Source organism: Bacillus sp. EU52 (assembly GCF_037964975.1).
GTDB classification, from domain to species: Bacteria; Bacillota; Bacilli; order Bacillales; family Bacillaceae; genus Bacillus; species Bacillus subtilis.
Genome location: NZ_CP150177.1, coordinates 920,209 through 939,967, shown reverse-complemented (window position 1 = coordinate 939,967; position 19,759 = coordinate 920,209). Strand labels below are relative to the sequence as shown.

General features: G+C 42.4%; 23 protein-coding genes. 3 read left to right on the top strand and 20 right to left on the bottom strand.

The genetic code is table 11. The annotated features are described in order from the left end of the window. Window positions 1-143: 143 nt before the first annotated feature. Window positions 144-1,223 (top strand): diguanylate cyclase DgcK, encoded by a 1,080-nt coding sequence (dgcK, locus tag NSU05_RS04875; RefSeq protein ID WP_046380874.1) that lies wholly within the window; start codon window positions 144-146, stop codon window positions 1,221-1,223. A 2-nt stretch (window positions 1,224-1,225) separates the two neighbouring features. On the opposite strand, the gene NSU05_RS04870 is transcribed toward dgcK, so the two are convergent. Further along, a complete protein-coding gene (locus tag NSU05_RS04870; protein ID WP_003245726.1) occupies window positions 1,226-2,056 on the bottom strand; it encodes a MetQ/NlpA family ABC transporter substrate-binding protein in 831 nt (276 codons plus the stop codon). Between the two features lie 435 nt (window positions 2,057-2,491). On the opposite strand from NSU05_RS04870, the gene cspB reads away from it, so the two are divergent. After that, window positions 2,492-2,695, top strand: a complete 204-nt coding sequence (cspB, locus tag NSU05_RS04865; protein ID WP_003224086.1) for a cold shock-like protein CspB — start codon at window positions 2,492-2,494, stop codon at window positions 2,693-2,695. Window positions 2,696-2,786: 91 nt separating this feature from the next. Here the strand turns inward: cspB and NSU05_RS04860 are convergent, their stop codons facing one another. The 19 genes from NSU05_RS04860 to queG form a co-directional block, all read right to left on the bottom strand. Continuing rightward, window positions 2,787-3,728: an ABC transporter permease gene (locus NSU05_RS04860; RefSeq protein WP_003233421.1), complete on the bottom strand. Its 942-nt coding sequence runs from the start codon at window positions 3,726-3,728 to the stop codon at window positions 2,787-2,789. Next, window positions 3,721-4,638 carry an ABC transporter ATP-binding protein gene (locus NSU05_RS04855; protein WP_032721217.1) on the bottom strand — a complete coding sequence of 306 codons (918 nt, stop codon included), beginning with the start codon at window positions 4,636-4,638 and terminating at the stop codon, window positions 3,721-3,723. The genes NSU05_RS04860 and NSU05_RS04855 overlap by 8 nt, the downstream gene beginning before the upstream one ends. A 16-nt stretch (window positions 4,639-4,654) precedes the next feature. Next, the gene (locus NSU05_RS04850) at window positions 4,655-5,353 is read right to left on the bottom strand and encodes an ABC transporter ATP-binding protein (RefSeq protein ID WP_015252494.1); all 699 of its coding nucleotides are present in this window, start codon (window positions 5,351-5,353) and stop codon (window positions 4,655-4,657) included. Window position 5,354: 1 nt separating this feature from the next. Next, entirely contained in the window at window positions 5,355-5,720 is a 366-nt protein-coding gene (locus NSU05_RS04845) for a GntR family transcriptional regulator (RefSeq protein WP_015252495.1), read from the bottom strand. A gap of 2 nt (window positions 5,721-5,722) precedes the next feature. After that, window positions 5,723-6,484, bottom strand: coding sequence for a hypothetical protein (locus tag NSU05_RS04840; RefSeq protein WP_029726352.1), 762 nt, complete (start codon window positions 6,482-6,484; stop codon window positions 5,723-5,725). 4 nt (window positions 6,485-6,488) lie between these two features. Continuing rightward, window positions 6,489-6,644: a hypothetical protein gene (locus NSU05_RS04835; RefSeq protein ID WP_003233426.1), complete on the bottom strand. Its 156-nt coding sequence runs from the start codon at window positions 6,642-6,644 to the stop codon at window positions 6,489-6,491. Next, complete coding sequence (locus NSU05_RS04830) at window positions 6,644-7,018, bottom strand: hypothetical protein (protein WP_038428662.1); 375 nt, start codon at window positions 7,016-7,018, stop codon at window positions 6,644-6,646. The genes NSU05_RS04835 and NSU05_RS04830 overlap by 1 nt, the downstream gene beginning before the upstream one ends. Before the next feature lie 12 nt (window positions 7,019-7,030). Further along, window positions 7,031-7,561, bottom strand: a complete 531-nt coding sequence (locus tag NSU05_RS04825; RefSeq protein ID WP_015252498.1) for an NAD(P)H-dependent oxidoreductase — start codon at window positions 7,559-7,561, stop codon at window positions 7,031-7,033. 22 nt (window positions 7,562-7,583) lie between these two features. Then, window positions 7,584-9,182 carry an MFS transporter gene (locus NSU05_RS04820; protein WP_003233429.1) on the bottom strand — a complete coding sequence of 533 codons (1,599 nt, stop codon included), beginning with the start codon at window positions 9,180-9,182 and terminating at the stop codon, window positions 7,584-7,586. A gap of 40 nt (window positions 9,183-9,222) precedes the next feature. Continuing rightward, window positions 9,223-9,888 (bottom strand): HlyD family efflux transporter periplasmic adaptor subunit, encoded by a 666-nt coding sequence (locus tag NSU05_RS04815; RefSeq protein WP_003233430.1) that lies wholly within the window; start codon window positions 9,886-9,888, stop codon window positions 9,223-9,225. 35 nt (window positions 9,889-9,923) lie between these two features. Then, window positions 9,924-10,388 carry a MarR family transcriptional regulator gene (locus NSU05_RS04810; protein ID WP_003233431.1) on the bottom strand — a complete coding sequence of 155 codons (465 nt, stop codon included), beginning with the start codon at window positions 10,386-10,388 and terminating at the stop codon, window positions 9,924-9,926. 159 nt (window positions 10,389-10,547) lie between these two features. After that, on the bottom strand, window positions 10,548-11,726 hold the full coding sequence (yhbH, locus tag NSU05_RS04805; protein ID WP_003233432.1) for a sporulation protein YhbH: 1,179 nt from the start codon (window positions 11,724-11,726) through the stop codon (window positions 10,548-10,550). A 179-nt stretch (window positions 11,727-11,905) separates the two neighbouring features. Further along, the gene (prkA, locus tag NSU05_RS04800) at window positions 11,906-13,801 is read right to left on the bottom strand and encodes a serine/threonine protein kinase PrkA (protein ID WP_003239626.1); all 1,896 of its coding nucleotides are present in this window, start codon (window positions 13,799-13,801) and stop codon (window positions 11,906-11,908) included. A 349-nt stretch (window positions 13,802-14,150) separates the two neighbouring features. Beyond that, window positions 14,151-14,858, bottom strand: coding sequence for a hypothetical protein (locus tag NSU05_RS04795; protein WP_003233436.1), 708 nt, complete (start codon window positions 14,856-14,858; stop codon window positions 14,151-14,153). Window positions 14,859-14,869: 11 nt separating this feature from the next. Then, window positions 14,870-15,583, bottom strand: coding sequence for a polymer-forming cytoskeletal protein (locus tag NSU05_RS04790; RefSeq protein WP_038428661.1), 714 nt, complete (start codon window positions 15,581-15,583; stop codon window positions 14,870-14,872). Continuing rightward, the gene (locus NSU05_RS04785) at window positions 15,574-16,215 is read right to left on the bottom strand and encodes a YhbD family protein (protein WP_033883013.1); all 642 of its coding nucleotides are present in this window, start codon (window positions 16,213-16,215) and stop codon (window positions 15,574-15,576) included. Before NSU05_RS04785 ends, NSU05_RS04790 begins: the two co-directional genes overlap by 10 nt. Before the next feature lie 125 nt (window positions 16,216-16,340). Next, the gene (gene trmL / locus NSU05_RS04780) at window positions 16,341-16,823 is read right to left on the bottom strand and encodes a tRNA (uridine(34)/cytosine(34)/5-carboxymethylaminomethyluridine(34)-2'-O)-methyltransferase TrmL (RefSeq protein WP_003233442.1); all 483 of its coding nucleotides are present in this window, start codon (window positions 16,821-16,823) and stop codon (window positions 16,341-16,343) included. 37 nt (window positions 16,824-16,860) lie between these two features. After that, window positions 16,861-17,796 (bottom strand): amidase domain-containing protein, encoded by a 936-nt coding sequence (locus NSU05_RS04775; RefSeq protein WP_031315024.1) that lies wholly within the window; start codon window positions 17,794-17,796, stop codon window positions 16,861-16,863. Window positions 17,797-17,862: 66 nt separating this feature from the next. Continuing rightward, window positions 17,863-19,023: a tRNA epoxyqueuosine(34) reductase QueG gene (queG, locus tag NSU05_RS04770; protein ID WP_032677424.1), complete on the bottom strand. Its 1,161-nt coding sequence runs from the start codon at window positions 19,021-19,023 to the stop codon at window positions 17,863-17,865. Window positions 19,024-19,105: 82 nt separating this feature from the next. Here queG and NSU05_RS04765 point away from each other — a divergent pair, with 82 nt between their 5' ends. Beyond that, window positions 19,106-19,729 carry a B3/4 domain-containing protein gene (locus NSU05_RS04765; protein WP_003245517.1) on the top strand — a complete coding sequence of 208 codons (624 nt, stop codon included), beginning with the start codon at window positions 19,106-19,108 and terminating at the stop codon, window positions 19,727-19,729. Window positions 19,730-19,759 lie beyond the last annotated feature (30 nt).

The window sequence follows — 19,759 nt, the reverse complement described above, 5'->3', positions numbered from 1 at the left end:
TCATTTACTATAGTACACTAATTCCGATGGGTCAAGTGCGAATTATTTTAACTTATCAATTCAAGTAAAAAAACCTTATATAATGCCTTTTTTGTTCTTTTCTTTCCCTTCCATCTTTAGTACCTTATATAAGGGTGATAATATTGCTGAAAGAACTGTTTGTAAATTTGACCATTTTAATCACATTTAATTATCTCTTCACCCACCTGTTTAAAGAAAGGTTAGTACATAAAAAAGACAGCATATCTTTTCAAGCTGTTAAGGGACTGGCCTGCGGTTTACTCGGGGTTATTCTGATGGTTTTTGGATTTACCTATCAGCATTCAATTATTGATCTTCGAAATATCCCTATTATGATTGCCGCTCTTTATGGAGGCTGGGTTTCAACGGCAACGGCCCTGGCCATGATCACTGCAGGCCGCTTGCTGATTACAATGAACACATCTGCACTATACTCGGTTATTATCATTTGTATCGCTGCCATCCCGTCACTCATTGTTTCTAGAAGAAAAAAAGTTCAACTAAAACATGCTTTCTATCTTTTAATAATCACAAATAGCTTGATCTCCTTTTCCTTTTATTTTCTTATAGATTTACATTCATACGAACTTCATTTGTATTTTTGGATCATATCAATAGCGGGCGGCATGCTCAGTTTATATATTATTGATCATGAAACAAATGCACATCTTCTTTTTAAACAATATAAGTTTCAGGCGCACTTTGACTTTTTAACAGGCGTGTATAACCGAAGAAAGTTTGAAGAAACCACAAAAGCTCTGTATCAGCAGGCGGCCGATACCCCGCATTTTCAATTTGCACTGATTTATATGGATATCGATCATTTTAAGACCATCAATGACCAATATGGCCATCATGAAGGAGATCAGGTGCTCAAAGAGCTGGGGTTACGTCTGAAGCAGAGCATCCGAAATACTGATCCTGCCGCTCGGATCGGCGGTGAAGAATTTGCCGTGCTCCTGCCGAACTGTTCTCTTGATAAAGCAGCCCGGATCGCTGAACGGATCAGGAGAACTGTAAGCGATGCACCGATTGTATTAACAAACGGCGAAGAGCTTTCAGTTACGATATCACTAGGGGCCGCTCATTACCCCAATAATACGGAACAGCCAGGATCCTTGCCCATTCTTGCCGATCAAATGCTTTACAAAGCGAAAGAAACGGGACGGAACAGAGTGTGTTTATCAGAAAAAAAAGAATGAATTCAATGTTCGAATTCATTCTTCCAATCTGAAAGACGTTTCAAAGGCAGAAAAGCCGGGACAAGATCTCCCTGATATTCTTTTTCTATAAATGCCGCTGTATCATCAGCTTGATAAAGCTCAAGAATGGTTTGCAGCGCTTCCCGATCTTGATCCTCCGCTCTGACAACAATCAAATTCATCTCTTCCTCAGACATGAGTCCGCCGCTCTTTAGCGTATGCTTTTTCGGGTTCAAGCCCGCTTTTTTTGCTTCTGATGGTTTCATGACAAACACGTCGGCACCGCTCACTGCATCCTGTTGCCGGACAGCTTTTAATTTCAGGTGTCTCGGATTATCTTTAATCATATCAACTGAACCTGTTCCGTTAAATCCGTTTTTCAGCGTTAGCAAACCCGCTTCCTGGAGCACCGTAAGCGCCCTGCCAAAATCGAACGCTTTATCCGGAACAGAAACGACAGCTCCCCGCGATATATCTCGGATTCGTTCATATCGTTTTGAATAAATGCCCATGGGCGTTATGTATGTCGTCCCGAGCGGTGCCAAATTAAGTTTGTATTTTTCAGTGAACGACTGAAAATATGAAATGGTTTGAAAGGCGTTGGCATCAATTTCTTTGTTAGCAAGTGCGATATCAGACTCCGCATAATCAGAAAAAGGGATCAGCTGAATATCCAGCCCTGCCTCTTCAGCCTTTTGAGCAATATAGTTCCATATTGCCCCGTCAGACTCAGCAATCCCGATTTTTATCGATTCATGTTCTGCAGACGGTGAACATGCAGTAAATGAAACGAGAAGAACAAGGACGAAACTGCATATAAGCCACTTTTTCATTGTGACCATACTCCTATCTATGTATTAGAGCATGCAAGCAATATCAGACATAAAAATCATACGCTCTCTTAGTTGATAAACGTTGTCATTTGTAATATTGATTAACTTTTACCTTACTCATATCCAATAAGGTTGTCAATTCCTATTACTTATCTTCCCAAAATGAAGGAATACTAAGGCAAACGTATGATCACATATCGAGAAAACAGATGAATTTCCGTAAATAAATATCAAATTGAAAAATAAATATGGTATTTTCCGAAAAAAATTTCAATAAGCAGTTGTTTTTTCTGAAGATTACTGGTAGAGTAAAGGTAATTATTTTTGTTCGAACTATCTTTAAGAAGAAAGTTTTGTAAGAGTTTTCGTCTTGAAAGTTTGTTAAGAGCAAGAATAGTGAATTTAAGCGTTATGATCGCTTTAGGAGGAAATTTCATGTTAGAAGGTAAAGTAAAATGGTTCAACTCTGAAAAAGGTTTCGGATTCATCGAAGTAGAAGGTCAAGACGATGTATTCGTTCATTTCTCTGCTATTCAAGGCGAAGGCTTCAAAACTTTAGAAGAAGGCCAAGCTGTTTCTTTTGAAATCGTTGAAGGAAACCGCGGACCACAAGCTGCTAACGTTACTAAAGAAGCGTAAGCATAAATTGATATGAAAAACTGCAGGTGCAAACCTGCAGTTTTTATTTTGACAAAAAAGCTGTTTTGCATAAGCAAAACAGCTTTTTTTATTAGTTTGCAATATCCCGCTTCATGAAGATTCCGAAAGCAAGCAACAGGAAGATGATAAAGTAGATCGCCAGCATGACGAGAGAAAACGTCATAGTCATCCCTTTTATTAACGGTGTGCCATCCACATACTGAGTCAAGTCGACATTAGCAAACAATATATACTTTGCCCAGTCAAATTTCGCTGCAATAAATGCAGTTGCAGTCGTACCGGCAACCAACAAGAAGATGGAAAAACCAACCGCAAGAGAGCTGTTTCTGAATACCGCAGACAGCATAAACGCCATCGTCGCCACCATTAAAGCCGAGACGGATTCAGAAAGATACGTTGTGGCCAAATGCCCCATCATGTTTTGCTCAATGACATGGCCATCCTTATAGATTAAATGAATATTCGCGGCGGTTTCACCACCCGTCCCGAAGAAGATCAACCCTAATAAAGTAGAACCGATAAATAAAATCAACAGCAACAGGAGCCCAAACAGGAGAACTGTAATATATTTGGACATCAAAATTTGAAAACGACTGAGCGGCCGAATCATTAATAGCTTAATCGTTCCCCAATTAAATTCGTTCGCGACAATTCCGGCCGCGATGATAATAGTAAACAGACCGGTAAGGATGGTAAAGTTTGCTGAATCCGTTACATAAGACCATACCGTATAGCCCGTGTCACTAGGGATATTATGCTCGATGCGATAGTCGTTGAGTGTGATTGTTTCTTTATACCCATCTTTCAGTGAAGGATCTTCTTTGATTTCTTTCTTTAATTCGGCGTTTTGTGCTTGAAGTTCTTGTTTCCAATGGGAATTTGATTCACCAGCAGAAAAATGATTCGCCAAAAATGCAAATCCAACCATTGTCAGCCCCAGAATTCCGATCATCACCCATGTTCCGGCTCGGCTGAAAATTTTGAGCCACTCATTATAAATCAAATTAAGCATGCTGAACCTCCTCTTTTGTTTCACCTGTCATTTCTAAGAAACGGTCCTCTAATGATTTTGTTATGACCTTGACCTCATAAATACGGATTTGCTGCATCACCAGCAATTCAATAACCGCAGGGACTTCCTCTTTAGCCAGTTTGATTTCTACACCATTTGTCTTACTCAGCAAATCGTACTGATTTAAAACAGTAGCGGCTTCACTCGGCTGCTCAACCTGGAAGAAATATGTATCATTCTCATCAATGTTTTCATCTTTTACATTTTGAATATCGATCAGCTTTCCTTTTTGCAGAATCGCAATTCGATCACACATCAGTTCCATTTCTGACAGCAGGTGGCTTGAAACGATGACAGCCATTCCTCTTTCTCGGGTCAGCTTCTTTAAATGATCTCTGATTTCTCTGATCCCCGCCGGATCAAGGCCGTTTGTCGGTTCATCCAAAATCAGCACTTTCGGATCGTGCAGAAGGCATTGTGCCAAGCCAAGACGCTGTCTCATCCCTAGAGAATATGTTTTCACCTTGTCGTGGATTCTGTCTGTTAAACCGACCAGCTCAACAACTTCATCAATTTTTTCCTTCGTGACACCCTTGACCATCCTTGCGTATTGCTGGAGATTTTTATATCCGCTCAAAAATTTATACAGCTCGGGATTCTCAACGATCGCTCCAATATGCTTAATCGCCTTGGCATATTCTTTCGTAATTGATTGGCCGCAAATGAGGACATCACCTTTCGACAGCTTCATTAACCCCACCATCATCCGGATGGTTGTCGTTTTCCCCGCTCCGTTTGGTCCCAAAAAACCGAATACCTCGCCTTCACGAATCGTAAAACTGAGATTATCAATGATCGTTCGGCCTCTGATGTTTTTAGTCACGTTTTTCAATTCCAACACTGTTTTCATCATATTCCTCCTCTTTCTAGCAAACTTCCATTTTTGATTTAAACCATTGCAAAACAGACATGCCTTCCTGTTCACGAATATCTTCTACTTCACGCTGCGCAACTTTTTCTCCATTGGCGAGGATGATTACTTCATCTAACAAAGTCTCAATTTCATCAATTTCATGTGTCGCGATCACGACAATCTGCTGCTCAAAATCAATGTACGACACAAGGCTGTTTACGATGGAATCCCTGACCATCGGATCAAGCCCGGAAAAAGGTTCATCAAGCAAGATGACGTCTGCCCGTCTCGCTAAAGCAAGAACGATTTTCAGCCGGCCCCGATTTCCTTTTGATAGCTTTTTGATCTTTTTTTCCGGATTCAGCTGCATCTCATTCAATAGCTTATAAGCCTGTTCTGTTTGAAAATCAGGAAACTGCGACTGATAAAAATTCACCATATCTTTAACAGTGAAATGCGGATAAAACATATCAAGCTCAGTAAGATAAGCCGTTTGACGCACCATTTCTCTCGTAACCTGCTCTTCATCAACTTTCACAAATCCTGAAGTCGGAAACAGAAGGCCAGCCATCATTTTCAGGGTCGTTGACTTGCCGCTGCCGTTCGGTCCGATCAGGCCATAAATCCGTCCGGATGATAGGGTGATTGACACATCATTGACGGCCGTATGGCGGCCATATTTTTTTGATACATGTTCTAGCTTGATTTCCATTTTAGCCTCCCTCTGTGAATGTTTTAATCCCTTCTACCATTTCCTCTTTCGTTAGCCCCAGCTCTTTCATTTGCTTGACAAAGCCTTCCAGCACCTCTCGTGTCAGCTTGTCTTTCAGCTCGTCTACGATTTCTGCTTTTTCCGCAATAAACGTCCCTTGACCTCTTCTTGTCTCCACAATACCCAGCCTTTCCATCTCACTGTAAGTTCTTTGAATTGTATTGGGATTTACCTTAGTTTGAATCGCCATTTCTCTTACTGAAGGAAGCTTGTCTCCTGGGAGCAGCTCCTTCCTGACCAGCCTATAAAAGATCTGATCAGCGATCTGCAGATAAATCGGTTTCGAGGATTGGAATTGATTGTCCATATTTACACCTCTACTTTACGATCAAGCAGTTTTGAAGCCATAATAAGCAGCAAGAATGTGATGACTAAAGTAATAGGCAACCCTAGCACAGACAGATGGATAGGTTTTAATTCCAATCTCCAAACATTGTGGAAGTGGAAATCAAAATTGCAATAGACTGTTACAGGCCAGAAATGCTTTTGAGATTCAACCAAAGGGCTTATGATGTATTCATCGAAGAATAACCACACTGCAACCAACAGAACCATCGCAGCCCACCGCATTCCGCGCCAATTTCTGAGAGAGTGAAAAACAGTCCAAAACACAATGACTGTTACTGACATATCTAACGAAGAAATAAGCCCATACATATTCAGCAAAGCCACTGTACTCGTTATATCAACTTGATGCTCCAGCAGATTTTTTACAGAGAGCATATGATACATCCATATGCCATAGGCTGTTAATGCCAACTGAATCACAAATTGATAGAGCAAAGATGCTGCCAATTTAGAAGAAAACAACCATAAGCCGCCATTTGGATTGTACAGCCAAAGCTGTGATTTCCCTTCCTTGCGAAGGTGATAAAACACAAAAACAGGAGATAAGAAAAGCAGAAAAAAAGCAACTGCAACAAAAAAACCAAAAATGACTAGAGGTTCTTTCGTGCGAGAAGCTATAATATGGCCTGTTCCCAATAAGAAAATGATTCCGCATATCCATACTAGCAGCCACATTCTTGAAAGCTTGATATCTTTCTTTAATAAACCTAAAAAAGAATTCATGTCTTTACCTCCCGGAAAAAATCCTCGGTGTATGAGTAACATAGTACACTAGATCAAGATGGAATACAACATATTCCATGGATTTATTTGATAAAAACATAATTGATGGAAACAGCAAAAAAGGCAAACCCGCATGAGTAAACGGATTTGCCTTTTTCATTACTTTTTCTTATTTTTCATAGAGAGCAGCGCATCACGATAGCTGCGGTCCTGCATTTTGTCACTTTCCTCAGTGACCTCTTCTTCTGCATGAACTTCATCAGAATGCTTAAACTTTTGCAGCGCCTGCCTGTAAATATCATCACCCATTGTGTCACGCTTCTCTTTTGGAGAATCGTTTTTGACAACGGATGGCGTATGCTCGGCAGCCCTTGCTTCAGCAGGGTAATGCGCTTCGTTTTTTTTCTCTTCTGGAGGTGCGATTCTATCAGTTGCTTCTTGCTTCTCAGGTCCAGGTGAGGCGTTGCGGACGTTAAATGTAATAAGGGCCGCAATGACAATGACAGCAGCAATTATTGCTATAATAATGGCCATTTCAACCTCTCCTTACTGTCCTGCTGTTAGGTTTCCTGTGACTTGGCTGACACGTCTTCCCAACGCGCGTCCAAGCTGAATACCTTCCTCAGACATTAACTCATCACTGTCTACCGGACAAGTGACACCTGCTCCGTAATAAGAGCCATAAAGTGCGTTTTCAGGCACGTTGCCAGGCAGTCCGACAACAATCATGCCTTGGTGGAACATCGGCGTGATTAAATTGTGCATTGTCATTTCCAAGCCGCCGTGTGTTGTTGCCGTTGTGCAGAAGACAGCACCGACTTTGTTGATCAGCTCGCCTTCAGCCCACAAGTAGCCAAGTCTGTCGATCCAAGTTTTAAGACCGGAGCTGATTGTTCCGAAATGCCCTGGGCATCCCCAAATAATCGCATCCATATCTTTAAGCTTGCGGATATCAGCCTGATCTACATGGTCGATGAACACTTCAGCCGTGTCGTTTTCTCTCGCGCCTTCAGCAATCGCTTCTGCAAGCACTTTAGTATGTTCGCCTTCACTATCATACACTACATAAATTTTCATTCAGGAAACCTCCCTGTACAGATTAAGATTCCTTAGCTTCTTTTGGAGCAGGAAGTAATGAAAGCTCCTCTTTTTTCTTCTTACGCAATTTATCTTTTCTAACGTCACGCAGGAAGATACTTAAAATCAAACCTGCTACACAGAATAAGGTTGCCCACATAAAGGCATCATTTATCCCCATGACATTGGAATCGAGTGACGCGTGTTTATAAATATGTGAGTACACATATGTTTTCGCCGTATCATAAGACACATTCATATTCACCATTAAATTCGAAACTGCATTTTGGAACGCATGGAGGAAGTTCGGGTCCGCCGTGCTTGTTTTATCTGCAATTTGTGAATAATGGAATGTCGTCCGGTTTGTATAAATCGTCGTAATTAAACTTGTTCCGATTGATCCGCTGATTTGGCGAAGCGTGTTGCTCATCGCCGTTCCGTGGCTGTTCAGACGGGCAGGAAGCTGGTTCATCCCGGCTGTCATGACTGGCATCATTAAGAGAGACATACCAAATGCACGAATTGAATAGATCAGCATGATGTGTGTATATGGTGTATCAATTGTCAATTGCGTGTATTGATAGGTTGTTACCACTGTCACGAGAAGCCCGATAATCGCAAGCGGTCTCGGTCCGAATTTATCGAACAAAATACCTGAGATCGGTGACATAATCAGCATAACGATCGCACCCGGAAGCAGAAGCAGGCCGGATTGAAGCGCCGTAAAGCCGACCAGGTTTTGCAGATAGATCGGTAAAAGGAACATACCAGTGTAAAGTGCCACTGTAATAATGATATTAATGACACTCGAGAGTGAGAAAATGTCATATTTAAACACTCTGAAATCAAGCATCGGATCATCATGACGCAATTGCTGAACCACAAAAGCAACAATTGCAATGGCTCCGATAATAACTGTAGACAATACAATCGGGTCGGTCCAGCCGTCAGATCCGGCTTCACTGACTCCGTATAATAAGGAAGCGAATCCGACAATCGAGAGGATTGCGCCAAGAGTATCGAGTTTGATTTTTTGCGGCTCCACCATATTTTTAAAGATGAAGAAAGCCACAATGATAACAATTGCGCCGATCGGCACAAGTCCGTAAAACATAATGCGCCATGTATAATGCTCAATAATCCACCCGGAAAGAGTCGGGCCGACCGCTGGAGCAAACATCATCGCTAGCCCGAAAATCCCCATTCCTTTCCCCCTGCTTTCAGGCGGGAAAATTAACAGAATGGTTGTCATAACGAGCGGCTGCAAGATACCTCCGCCCACGGCCTGAATCAAACGGCCGATCAGCATTGTAGAGAAGTTAGGTGCGATACCGCAGACTAACGTACCGAGCGTAAAACAAAACATCGCGACGAGAAAGAGACTCCGCTGGCCAAATCGTGTAATCAGGAAAGCAGATAACGGAATCAATACACCGTTAACAAGCATGTAACCTGTTGTCAGCCACTGAATCGTCGTTGCACTTACGCCAAATTCAGTCATTAAGTGCGGCATTGCAACATTAAGCAGTGTTTGGTTTAGAATTGCCAAAAATAAACCCGCCATTAGCACAATCAGCAATGACATAGGGTTTTTTGCATTTTTTTCTTTGCCTGTAGCCATCTAAGACAACCTCCTTTCATGGTTTGATGACTGATCTGTTTTACTCAGAAATTTTAACAGATGCATTCATTCCAGGAAGCACCTTATCAGATGGGTTTTTGATTGAAATTTTCACAGGAACTTTTTGTGTTACTTTTGTGTAGTTTCCGCTTGAATTTGTAGAAGGAAGCATATCAAAAGTTGAGTTAGTCGCATAGCCAATTTCTTCTACAGTACCGTCAAATGTAGTATCAGGGTCTCCGTCAACTACTACGTCTACACTATTTCCTACTTCAATATCCGCAATATCTGTTTCTTTAATATTTGCTGTGATGTATAGGTTGTCCATGTCAATCGTTTGTGCAATTGTTGTACCAGCTTGTACGGTTTGTCCGTTTTTCACTTCGTTTTTCACAATTGTTCCATCCATAATGGATTTTACGTCAACAGTTTGTTCGCCTTTGATTTTTGCAACTGTGTCGCCTTTTTTCACTGTTTTTCCTTCGTCCAGATCCCAGTCAGATACTTTACCTGCTGCTGGAGCAGTAATAGCAGCCATATCGCCCGCTACTTTTGCTTCATCTGTTTTTACGTAATTTGTGCTTTGATAATAGTAGTAAGCACCTCCAGCTATAATTGCAAGAACAACAATCAAACCGATAATGTTGGTCAGAATTAAACGTCCTCTGTTCATTTTGTTTTCTCCTTTCGTTTCATCCTCTATCATTTTGCGGAAAGCTGGTGAAAATATGTGAGAAGTTTTTAATTACCGCTTTTTTCTGAACAGCCTTCAGCAAGCTTCGTTAAACTTCCGGCTAGTTTGCGCAAATACTGCAGCTGGGAGGTATCAAGCTTTTGGTACAAGCCAGCACCCATTTTTGCATATTGCACAGCGGCTTTTTCTATCAGTTCTTCCCCCTCTTCGGTTAACTGAATCATGACGATACGGCGGTCATCCGGACTGTCATATCGATTCATCAATTGGCGCTTATACAGAATATCTGTCATCCGCGTCACAGAAGCAGGCTTAAGATCAAGCGACATTGCCAGCTTGCTTAGCGGGGTGCTTCCGCTTTGATGAATTTTAAACATCAGCAAATATTGAAGGACTGTAATATCAAAAGGCTCAAGCACAATCTCCAATATCTTCTTCTGTTTTTTATATATCGCCCGAGACGTATCGAAGAGCTGTTCAAAAGTGAGCAAAGCACGTTCTGATTCAGTCAACTCCTTTTCACCTCATTCCTCAATAATAGTTCACAAGATAAAATATTAATAAATGAAAGAAGATTTGTCAAAGGAAAAATTTCTTTTTCTCCCGTATTTTTTTCGCAAGCGTTTTCTTGCTTTTATTAAATAAAAAAAAGCCCTGAAATGGGCTTTTCATTACGAAAATTGATGGCTTACACCAGACTCTTCATTTCTGAAAAAGTTCTTTAGAGCCTGAAAAACATCAGATTTCTGTTTTAAAATATAGTACTTAAATTTCTCATCTTTTACATTTTTATATGCAGACATTAACGTTGAATGCCTGTTGTACTGATTGACCTCGCCGTAGCAAAACAGATTGGCCTTCTTCATAATATCATTGACCAGCTTCACACAGCGCGCGTTATCAGATGTCAGGTTGTCACCGTCAGAAAAATGAAACGGGTAAATGTTATAGCGGGCGGGATTGTACTTTTCATCAATAAGCTCAAGCGACTTCCGATATACGGAAGAACAAATGGTACCGCCGCTTTCTCCCTTTGAGAAAAAATCCTCCTCCGAGACCACTCTTGCTTCTGTATGATGGGCAATAAATTCAATTTCCACAGTCTCGTATTTTGTCCGCAAAAAACGGGTCATCCAGAAAAAGAAGCTTCTGGCCATGTATTTTTCCCAAACCCCCATACTGCCGCTTGTATCCATCATGGCTAAAACGACGGCTTTTGATTCGGGCTTTGTGATGTCATTCCACGTCTTATATTTCAGGTCCTCCGGATAAATTGGGTAGAACGACGGTTTTCCTGACATTGCGTTTCGTTTAAAGGCTGACATCATCGTTCTTTTCTTATCAATATTACCGGTTAACCCTGTTTTACGGATATCATTAAACTCGATATCTGTATGAATGATATTGTCCCGCTCTTTTTGCTGGAGATTCGGAAGCTCTAATTCTTTAAAAAGCGCTTCTTCTAAATCCATTAATGAAACTTCCGCTTCATAATAATCCTCGCCTGCCTGATCACCGGCACCCTGCCCTTTTCCAGGCCCTTGTTTTTTGTCTGATCCATCCCGGGCCACAACATCTCCAACCTGGCTCTCGCCGTCTCCTTGCCCTACATGTTTATTTTTATCATAGTTATAACGGATTTTATACTCATCAAGTGAACGGATTGGGATCTTCACTACATCTTTTCCATTAGACATAATAATGCTTTCCTCAGTTACGAGGTCCGGAAGATTGTTTTTGATCGCTTCCTGCACTTTTTTCTGGTGGCGCTGCTGGTCATCGAAGCCTTTGCGATGGAGGGACCAGTTTTCCTCAGAAATCAAAAAATGGCCGCTGTCATTTTGGGACATGAATTCCCCTCCTTAACCATTTGTGGTCGTGATACATACGTATTCCGGCTTGTGCCAGATTATGAAACAAGTCTTTTGAAAAGATTTATATTCATCATATGCACATATGCACGTTTAATTGACAAACTATTTAGAAAATGGGACAAAATAACCCGCCCTATTCGGACGGGTCACGTTGCTTATCGGTTCAGCAGGCTGCCGACATATTTCAGCAGCTCATTGGCGCTCGTCGAGTTGTAGCCGTGCTCATCAATTAAACGGGCCACGACTTCATTTACCTTTTTCAGCTGCTGCTCATCCGGCGTTTTTGTTGAGGTCGTAATTTTAACGACATCCTTCAGATCAGCAAACAGCTTTTTCTGAATAGCTTCACGCAGTCTTTCATGGGAATTGTAATCAAACCGCTTGCCTTTTCTCGCATAGGCCGAGATGCGGATTAAAATTTCTTCGCGGAACGCTTTTTTGGCGTTTTCCGAAATGCCGATCTGCTCTTCGATGGATCTCATCAGCTTTTCGTCAGGGTTCATTTCCTCTCCTGTCAAAGGATCACGAAGCTTGTTTTTATTGCAATAGGCCTCTACGTTATCGAGGTAATTGTCCATAAGTGTTTTTGCTGATTCTTCATATGAATAAACAAACGCTTTTTGAACTTCCTTTTTCGCAATATCGTCATATTCCTTGCGGGCGGCAGAAATAAAATTCAAATACCGCTCCCTGTCCTCGCTTGAAATTGATGGGTGCTGATCAAGACCTTCTTTTAAGGAGCGAAGGACATCGAGAGAATTAATCGATTCCATATTTTTTCTGATAATCGTTGAAGAAATCCGGTTGATCACGTACCGCGGATCAATTCCGCTCATGCCTTCATCATTATATTCTTTTTTCATATCCTCAACGTCGACAGAGTTATATCCTTCCACACTTTCCCCATCATACAGTCTCATTTTCTTGACCAGATCAATATCCGACCGCTTCGGCTCTTTTAACCGGGTAAGGATTGAGAACATCGCGGCGACCTTCAACGTATGCGGGGCAATATGAACATCCGCCACATCGCTTTCTGCAATCATTTTTTCATAAATTCTCTCTTCCTCAGACACTTTTAAATTATAAGGAACCGGCATCACGATGATTCTTGAGTGCAGGGCTTCATTCTTCTTATTAGAAATAAATGAGCGATACTCCGTTTCATTCGTGTGAGCCACGATCAGCTCATCAGCAGAAATTAACGCAAACCGCCCAGCTTTAAAATTCCCTTCCTGTGTCAAGGAAAGCAAATGCCAGAGAAATTTCTCATCACATTTCAGCATCTCCTGAAACTCCATCATCCCGCGGTTCGCTTTATTCAGCTCTCCGTCAAACCGATAAGCACGCGGATCTGATTCTGAACCGTACTCGGCGATTGTTGAGAAATCAATACTCCCCGTCAAATCGGCAATATCCTGAGATTTCGGATCAGAGGGACTGAATGTTCCAATTCCCGTACGCTTATCTTCTGAAAAGAAGATACGCTCCACCTTCACATCCTCAATTCTTCCTCCGTACTCTTCCTCCAGCCTCATGACATTTAAAGGAGAAAGACTTCCTTCTATTCTAATGCCGTATTCCCTGTAAAAGTCATCGCGTAAATGATGGGGGATTAAATGTAGAGGGTCCTCGTGCATCGGGCAGCCTTTAATCGCATATACAGCGCCATTATCTGTCAGCGTGTACGCTTCGAGACCTTTTTTAAGCATTGTGACCAGCGTGGATTTACCGCCGCTCACAGGCCCCATCAGCAATAGAATCCGCTTTCTGACATCTAGACGTTTGGCAGCCGGATGAAAATACTCTTCCACAAGACGCTCCAGAGATTCTTCAAGCCCGAACAGCTCGCGGTCAAAAAAACTGTACTTCTTGCGCCCGTCAATCTCCTCTATCCCGCTGTCTTTTATCATATTAAAAACTCGAGAATGAGCAGATTGCGCGACCATCGGATTTTCTTTAATAATCTCCAAATAATCGGCGAAAGTTCCTTCCCATTTCAGCCGCTGCTCTTCCTCTCTGTACTGTTCAATTTTCTTTAATATATCCATAAGGACCTCCTCTATCATGTTTGATACACTATGCAAATAAGGTACTTTGATACAATCTATGCCGCCATCTCGTGATACATGCTTTGGTTTCTTAAAAATAAAGATACTTATACATCGTTGACAAGGCAGACTGCGACCGTTCATAATAAAGAAAAATACAGAATCATCCAGACTCGGACAGCACGGAAAAATTGAAGAGGGGGAGAGACGGTGAAAACAATCATCATGATGGGTGTCATTGTCACTTTTTTAGTATCAATTTTTACCGCAGGATACGAAAGCAAGCCTGGAAAAGAATAAAAAAGGGTGCTCCTGAAAGAGCACCCTTTTTGTATAACAGAACAATGTTTTACAGTTTTGTTTTTTCTTTAATCTGTGAATGCGGATCGCATTCATATTTGTTTTCGTACTCAATTGTTCCGATACTGCATCCCGGCCCGATGATCACTTCTTTTCCCCTGACGACTGCCGCTTCGGTATTCTCCAAATAAACCCGATCGCCTTCTATGACATCGGCGATCAGCTTCACTTTCTTCCGATTAAAAAAACTCGCGCGTCTTTTCACTGTAATTGTTGTTCCGCCGATTTCCTGCACATGGCTTATATCATGGCTCAATCCCAGCTTGATCTCACCCGAATTTAATAACCCCGATACATCAACACAGCCTGTGACATGGAACATTTCTGTTTCACAATCACCTTTTACGCTAAGCTTCCCTTTCACATCGCAGGATTCTCCAGTCATATTCCCGCCAATTTCAGTCTGGCCTTTCAGATTGAATCGATCAAATTGAAGTGAGCCGCTGACTTTCATTATCCCATATATATTGATTTTGCCGGCTGTCAGATCGCCTTTACATTCACTTTCTCCGAGCACACGCAGCCGCTCAGTCTCTGCTTTTCCGAGAAAAAGGCCCGTTCCGTATATGCGGCAGCCTACAGCAGACAACCCTTCTCCAACTACACCTTCTCCTTTGATGCTGACATTGTGATACGCGCCTCCTGCGGCATGCCCAGCGCCATATAATTTTAAATTTCCCAGTTTTGTTGTCTCCATTACGATCCTCCTTACAACTTTGTGGATGTTTCAACCGATGCGCTTGGATCACAGGTATAGTCCCCGCTGTATTCGACGGTTTCAATCTGGCAATCCGGGCCGATGATCACTTTATTTCCGCGCACGGTTTTCGCCTTTGTATTTGTCAATTCAATCACGTCACCTTCGATCAGCTCTGCTGTTAGAACAGGCTGCGGCATCAATCTGAGCAATGTCAGCATTCCTTTTCTGCAGGTCACTTGAAGATGGCGGCAGCCGATCTCCCGCGCATAGCTTTCCCCTGCAGAAAGCTTAATGATCACCTGGTCTGCATTTAAAAGCCCGCTGATTTTGCATTTCCCTTCTGATTGAAAGGTTTCTGTTTCACAATCTGCTTCCATGACAGCTTTTCCGCTAATGTCAATGCCATCAGCCTTGACAGTGCCGCCAAATGTTGATGATCCAGCGATTTTCAATTGTTTTGCAGATACCTCTCCTTGAATAAAACAAGTGCCATTCATCCGGATAGATTCTGCTTCAACGTCTCCATGTATCTTTCCTGAACCGCTGATGGTTACCGCTTTCGCTTTGACGCTGCCGTCAGCTTTTCCGTTTCCATTAAAAGAAAAAGTGTCACACTCCACGTCCCCGGCCACTGTCCCGCTGCCATTAATCTCAACAGATTGAAATGTTCCTCCCTTTGAACTTCCTGATCCGTTTATCACCAGCTTTTCCACTACATCCATCGATGGCCCTCCTGCATAAATGTTGTTTTTAATTCCTCTGAAGCTTTTAATAAATCTACCCGTTCCACAACCTTTACGGATGATTCAAACAAAATGCTGTCCGCCGCAGCCGCTATAAAACAAGTTGTGACACCGAGCTTGCGGAGCACAATCAGCTCCGTCTGTTTTTCAATCTCTTCATTATCATGCTTCTTTAATACCTCTGCAGCCATTTTTGCTTCTGCAAGGCTGACATTTCCAGACTGCAGCAGTCCCTCAAGCACATATAGCGAAAGCAAATCGCTGGATGAAAAAACCGGACTTCCTCCGTCTTCTGAATAGGCTTCAAGAGCAGGCCTTGAAACCAAACCTTTATGAAGCAATTCATCAGCGGTCATGCTGACATCCTTCATTTTCGGCGACAGCATTTCCCTCATTTCATCCAAAGACAAATTTTCTTTCATCTTTTGAATCATTGATATACGTTTTAAAATCTCCTCTCTCGGAAAAAACGTCTCTTGCCCTGTAAATGTGGATTTACGAATAAACCATTCCTCAGGTATTAAGTTTTTCCGCTTCCATCGATACAGCTGACCGTATGAAATCGATGTTCTTTCAAGTAATTCTTTTTTAGAGATTAATTGTTCTTCCATAAGTCCAGCTCCTTTGATGGGTACATTGTAACATAACACTGTTACGTTGTTAAGCCCAAAAACGAAACAAAGCATTTCAACATCCGCAAAAAAACCCGCCCATCATCGATGAGCGGGTTTTTTCACTATTTTAAATCACGGTAATTTTGCTGGCGCAGCGCTTCATAAACAAGAATCGCGGCAGTATTGGACAGATTTAACGATCTGACATGCTCTGTCATCGGAAGACGCAGGCAGCGGTCCATATTATTTTGAATTAAATCCTTTGGCAAACCGCTTGTTTCTCTTCCGAACACGAAGAAATAATCCTCGTCAAGATCAGTGTAATCAAATGATGTATGAGGCTGCTGGCCGAATTTTGTAATAAAGAAAAACTGGCCTTTTTCATATGCCTCAAACAATTCTTCTAACGAATCATGATACACAACGTTAACAAACTCCCAATAATCGAGTCCGGCACGCTTCAGCATTTTATCATCCGTTGAAAAGCCGAGCGGACGAATCAGGTGTAGCGTTGTATTGGTTGCTGCACAAGTACGTGCAATATTCCCTGTGTTAGCGGGAATTTCTGGTTGATATAAAACGACATGTAATGCCACAATGTTCACCTCTGTTTTTCTTATCCGCCCATCATTATAACATTAATTACTCTTTTGTCGTATCATCAACGATATGAAAAAAGGCATATCGTATTGACTGCGTGTATGCTGTAGAATCCTCATATGACCAATACCTCATCCGGCTGTCATAGGTCTGGGCGTTGACAAGCGGCATATTGCCTTTGTCCTTTGCCACGACAATCGTTGTATGATTAAAGCGGCCGTCTCCTTCGAAGTCATAGCAAATCACATCGCCCGGCATCAGTTCTTCCGCTGATTTCACCCGCACCGCACGCAGTCCGGCCTTTGAATTCGACAAATACATTTTCATAGAGTGCGCCACCGTCCAGCTGTAGCTCCATGAGCTTTGTTTCATCCACCAGCCTGATCCCCTGTTCGGATGACCGCGCATCGGCGCGCCTCCTGCATGAAGACACTGAGAAATAAAATTTGTACAGTTATCGCTGAAATTTTTATAAGCAGGATTGCGCTTGTTCCAAAATTTCTCGGCATATTGGACAGCGCCGAGACGATCGTATTGAAAAGCCCTGCCAAACGCTTCTCTTTCCTCTTCAGCTTCAGAATAGTCAATAATACTGGTCCCTTCATGAAATCCAGCCGGCTTTTTCGCAATTTCCTGATCACTAATCAAAATGTGATCATACAGGAAAGCCATTCGCTCCTCTATGTGCTCTTCTATATACAAGCTGTCATCTTGTTCCTTACACACGTATTCGTAATGGATGGTATACGAAAGGCAGGTCGTTCCGTCATCCTCAACCCGCACATGATTAATCACGGCCTTTGCTTTCGCTTTTATGATGTCAACTTTACGTTTTTCCAGAAGCTTTTTCTTACGCTCCATGACTTTAAGGTCTCCGACTTGAGACTCCTGTCTCATAGCATGCCCGTTAACCAGAAAGCCCAGCCGCTCCTCCGCTAATTGTTCTAAAATGTACTTCAAGCTCACCCCACCCGCCATACTTTTTTATAGAGAAAAAACACTTGGATGATCTCAAGTGTTTTTTCCTTCTGCTCTATACGTATGTCAGGACAGGCCTTGTTTAGTCATGCCTGAAGCTTTTAGCAACTCAATTCCTTTTTCAATTTCCAGCTTTGCCTCTTCATCCTTCTCTTTTTCCAGCGCTTTTTCAAGCTCTTCCGCGTAGGCGGGGTCTCCGATTTTTCCGATTGCCCATGCGGCTGTCCCCCTGATGACAGGACGCGGATCCTTGTGCATCAGTTCCGTCAATTCAGGCAGTGCGGAAGCATCCTTAAAATGCGCAAGCGCGAGAATGGCGTTTCGCTGAATCGGTTTTTTCCCGCGCCAAGAACCTGAGACATGCCCGAATTTCTCCTTAAATTCCCGATTGCTGATGGTCAAAAGCGGCTTCAATAACGGTTTGGCAATCTCAGGATCAGGCTCCATTTCCGGATGAAGATGAAAATCCTTCCCTTTATTGAGAGGGCATACCGTTTGGCACGTATCGCACCCGTACAGGCGGTTTCCGATTTTTGTCCGGAATTCATCAGGTAAAAATCCTTTTGTCTGGGTCAGAAAAGAGATGCAGCGCTGCGCATTAAGCTGCCCGGGATTAACCAGTGCTCCCGTTGGGCAGGCGTCCAAGCATTTCGTGCAGGACCCGCACATATCTTCAATCGGCACATCAGGCTCAAAAGGGATATTTGTGATCATTTCCGCCAAATACACATAAGAGCCATACTCGGGTGTTGTGATCATACAGTTTTTCGCACTGAATCCAATTCCGGCACGTTCCGCAACGGCGCGATCAGACAATTCACCTGTATCAACCATTGACTTCGTTCTGATATCCTCATGCTTGCTTTTTAGAAAATCCTCCAGTAGATCAAGCTTTTCCCTCAGCACATCATGATAGTCTTTTCCCCAGGAAGCTCTGCAAAAAATGCCCCTGCGCTCAGTTCTCGTGCTTCTCGGCGCATCCTTCATTCTGGAAGGATATGCGAGAGCAATTGCCACTATTGATTTCGCTTTCGGCAAAAGAAGCTTCGGCGTCACCCTTTTTTCGATATCCGGCTCTTCAAAGCCGGAGAGATAGCCGAGTGATTCTTGAAGAATCAAACGGTCTTTTAAACTGTCAAAAGTATCAGCAGTCGTAAAACCAATCTTGTCCACGCCAATGCTTTTCGCGTATTCAATTAATTCTTCTTTGAGCTGATAAACGTTCATGTTTTGCACAGCCTCCTTTCTTTGTGATAAAACGATACAGCGTTTATAATAGGTTGATATCACGTAACTGGAGTGAATGCTAGTGAATATCAAACTTGATTCTGTTATTACTGAACGTGCGGCCGGCTTACATGCAGCTGCTGTCATTTATGAGAATATCGAAGTCGGCTCCTCACCGCAAATGCTGAAAGGCAGACTCCGCCTGTTTCAAGAATCCTTGTTTTTCGACTATGCGGACGGCGGTATATCCGATGAATCCTTCGTCAAGGAATGGCAGAAACTCTTTAAACAGCTTAACCCTTCATTTGAGGGAGAAACAACCCCAATGGAGGACATGCTGGTCCCGATATCCAAGGAACAATTCATGGAAAGTAAAGACTCGGCCCATGACACAATCGATTTTTTCGCATTAAAATATTCTCTGCCTATTATGATTTATGATGCCGGAAAGCTTCATGAGCCGGTCCGGATCTCATTGGGAGAAAAAGAAAACATACTGCTTTTCTCTGATGAAAACGGCATTTTTGGCGATTTCAAAAACAGCGTCAACCACTATCCCGTTTCAAACGAGACTAAGAATATGCTGCAAATCATTTTTTTCCCGCCATCGATTGAGAAAAGCAGCGCTGTTAACCTCTTATCATCATTAACGAAAATGTTTGAACAAATTCACGGCGGCACCCATACAGTACATTGGCTTACGTAAAAGAACACGAATGTCGTGTTCTTTTTTACA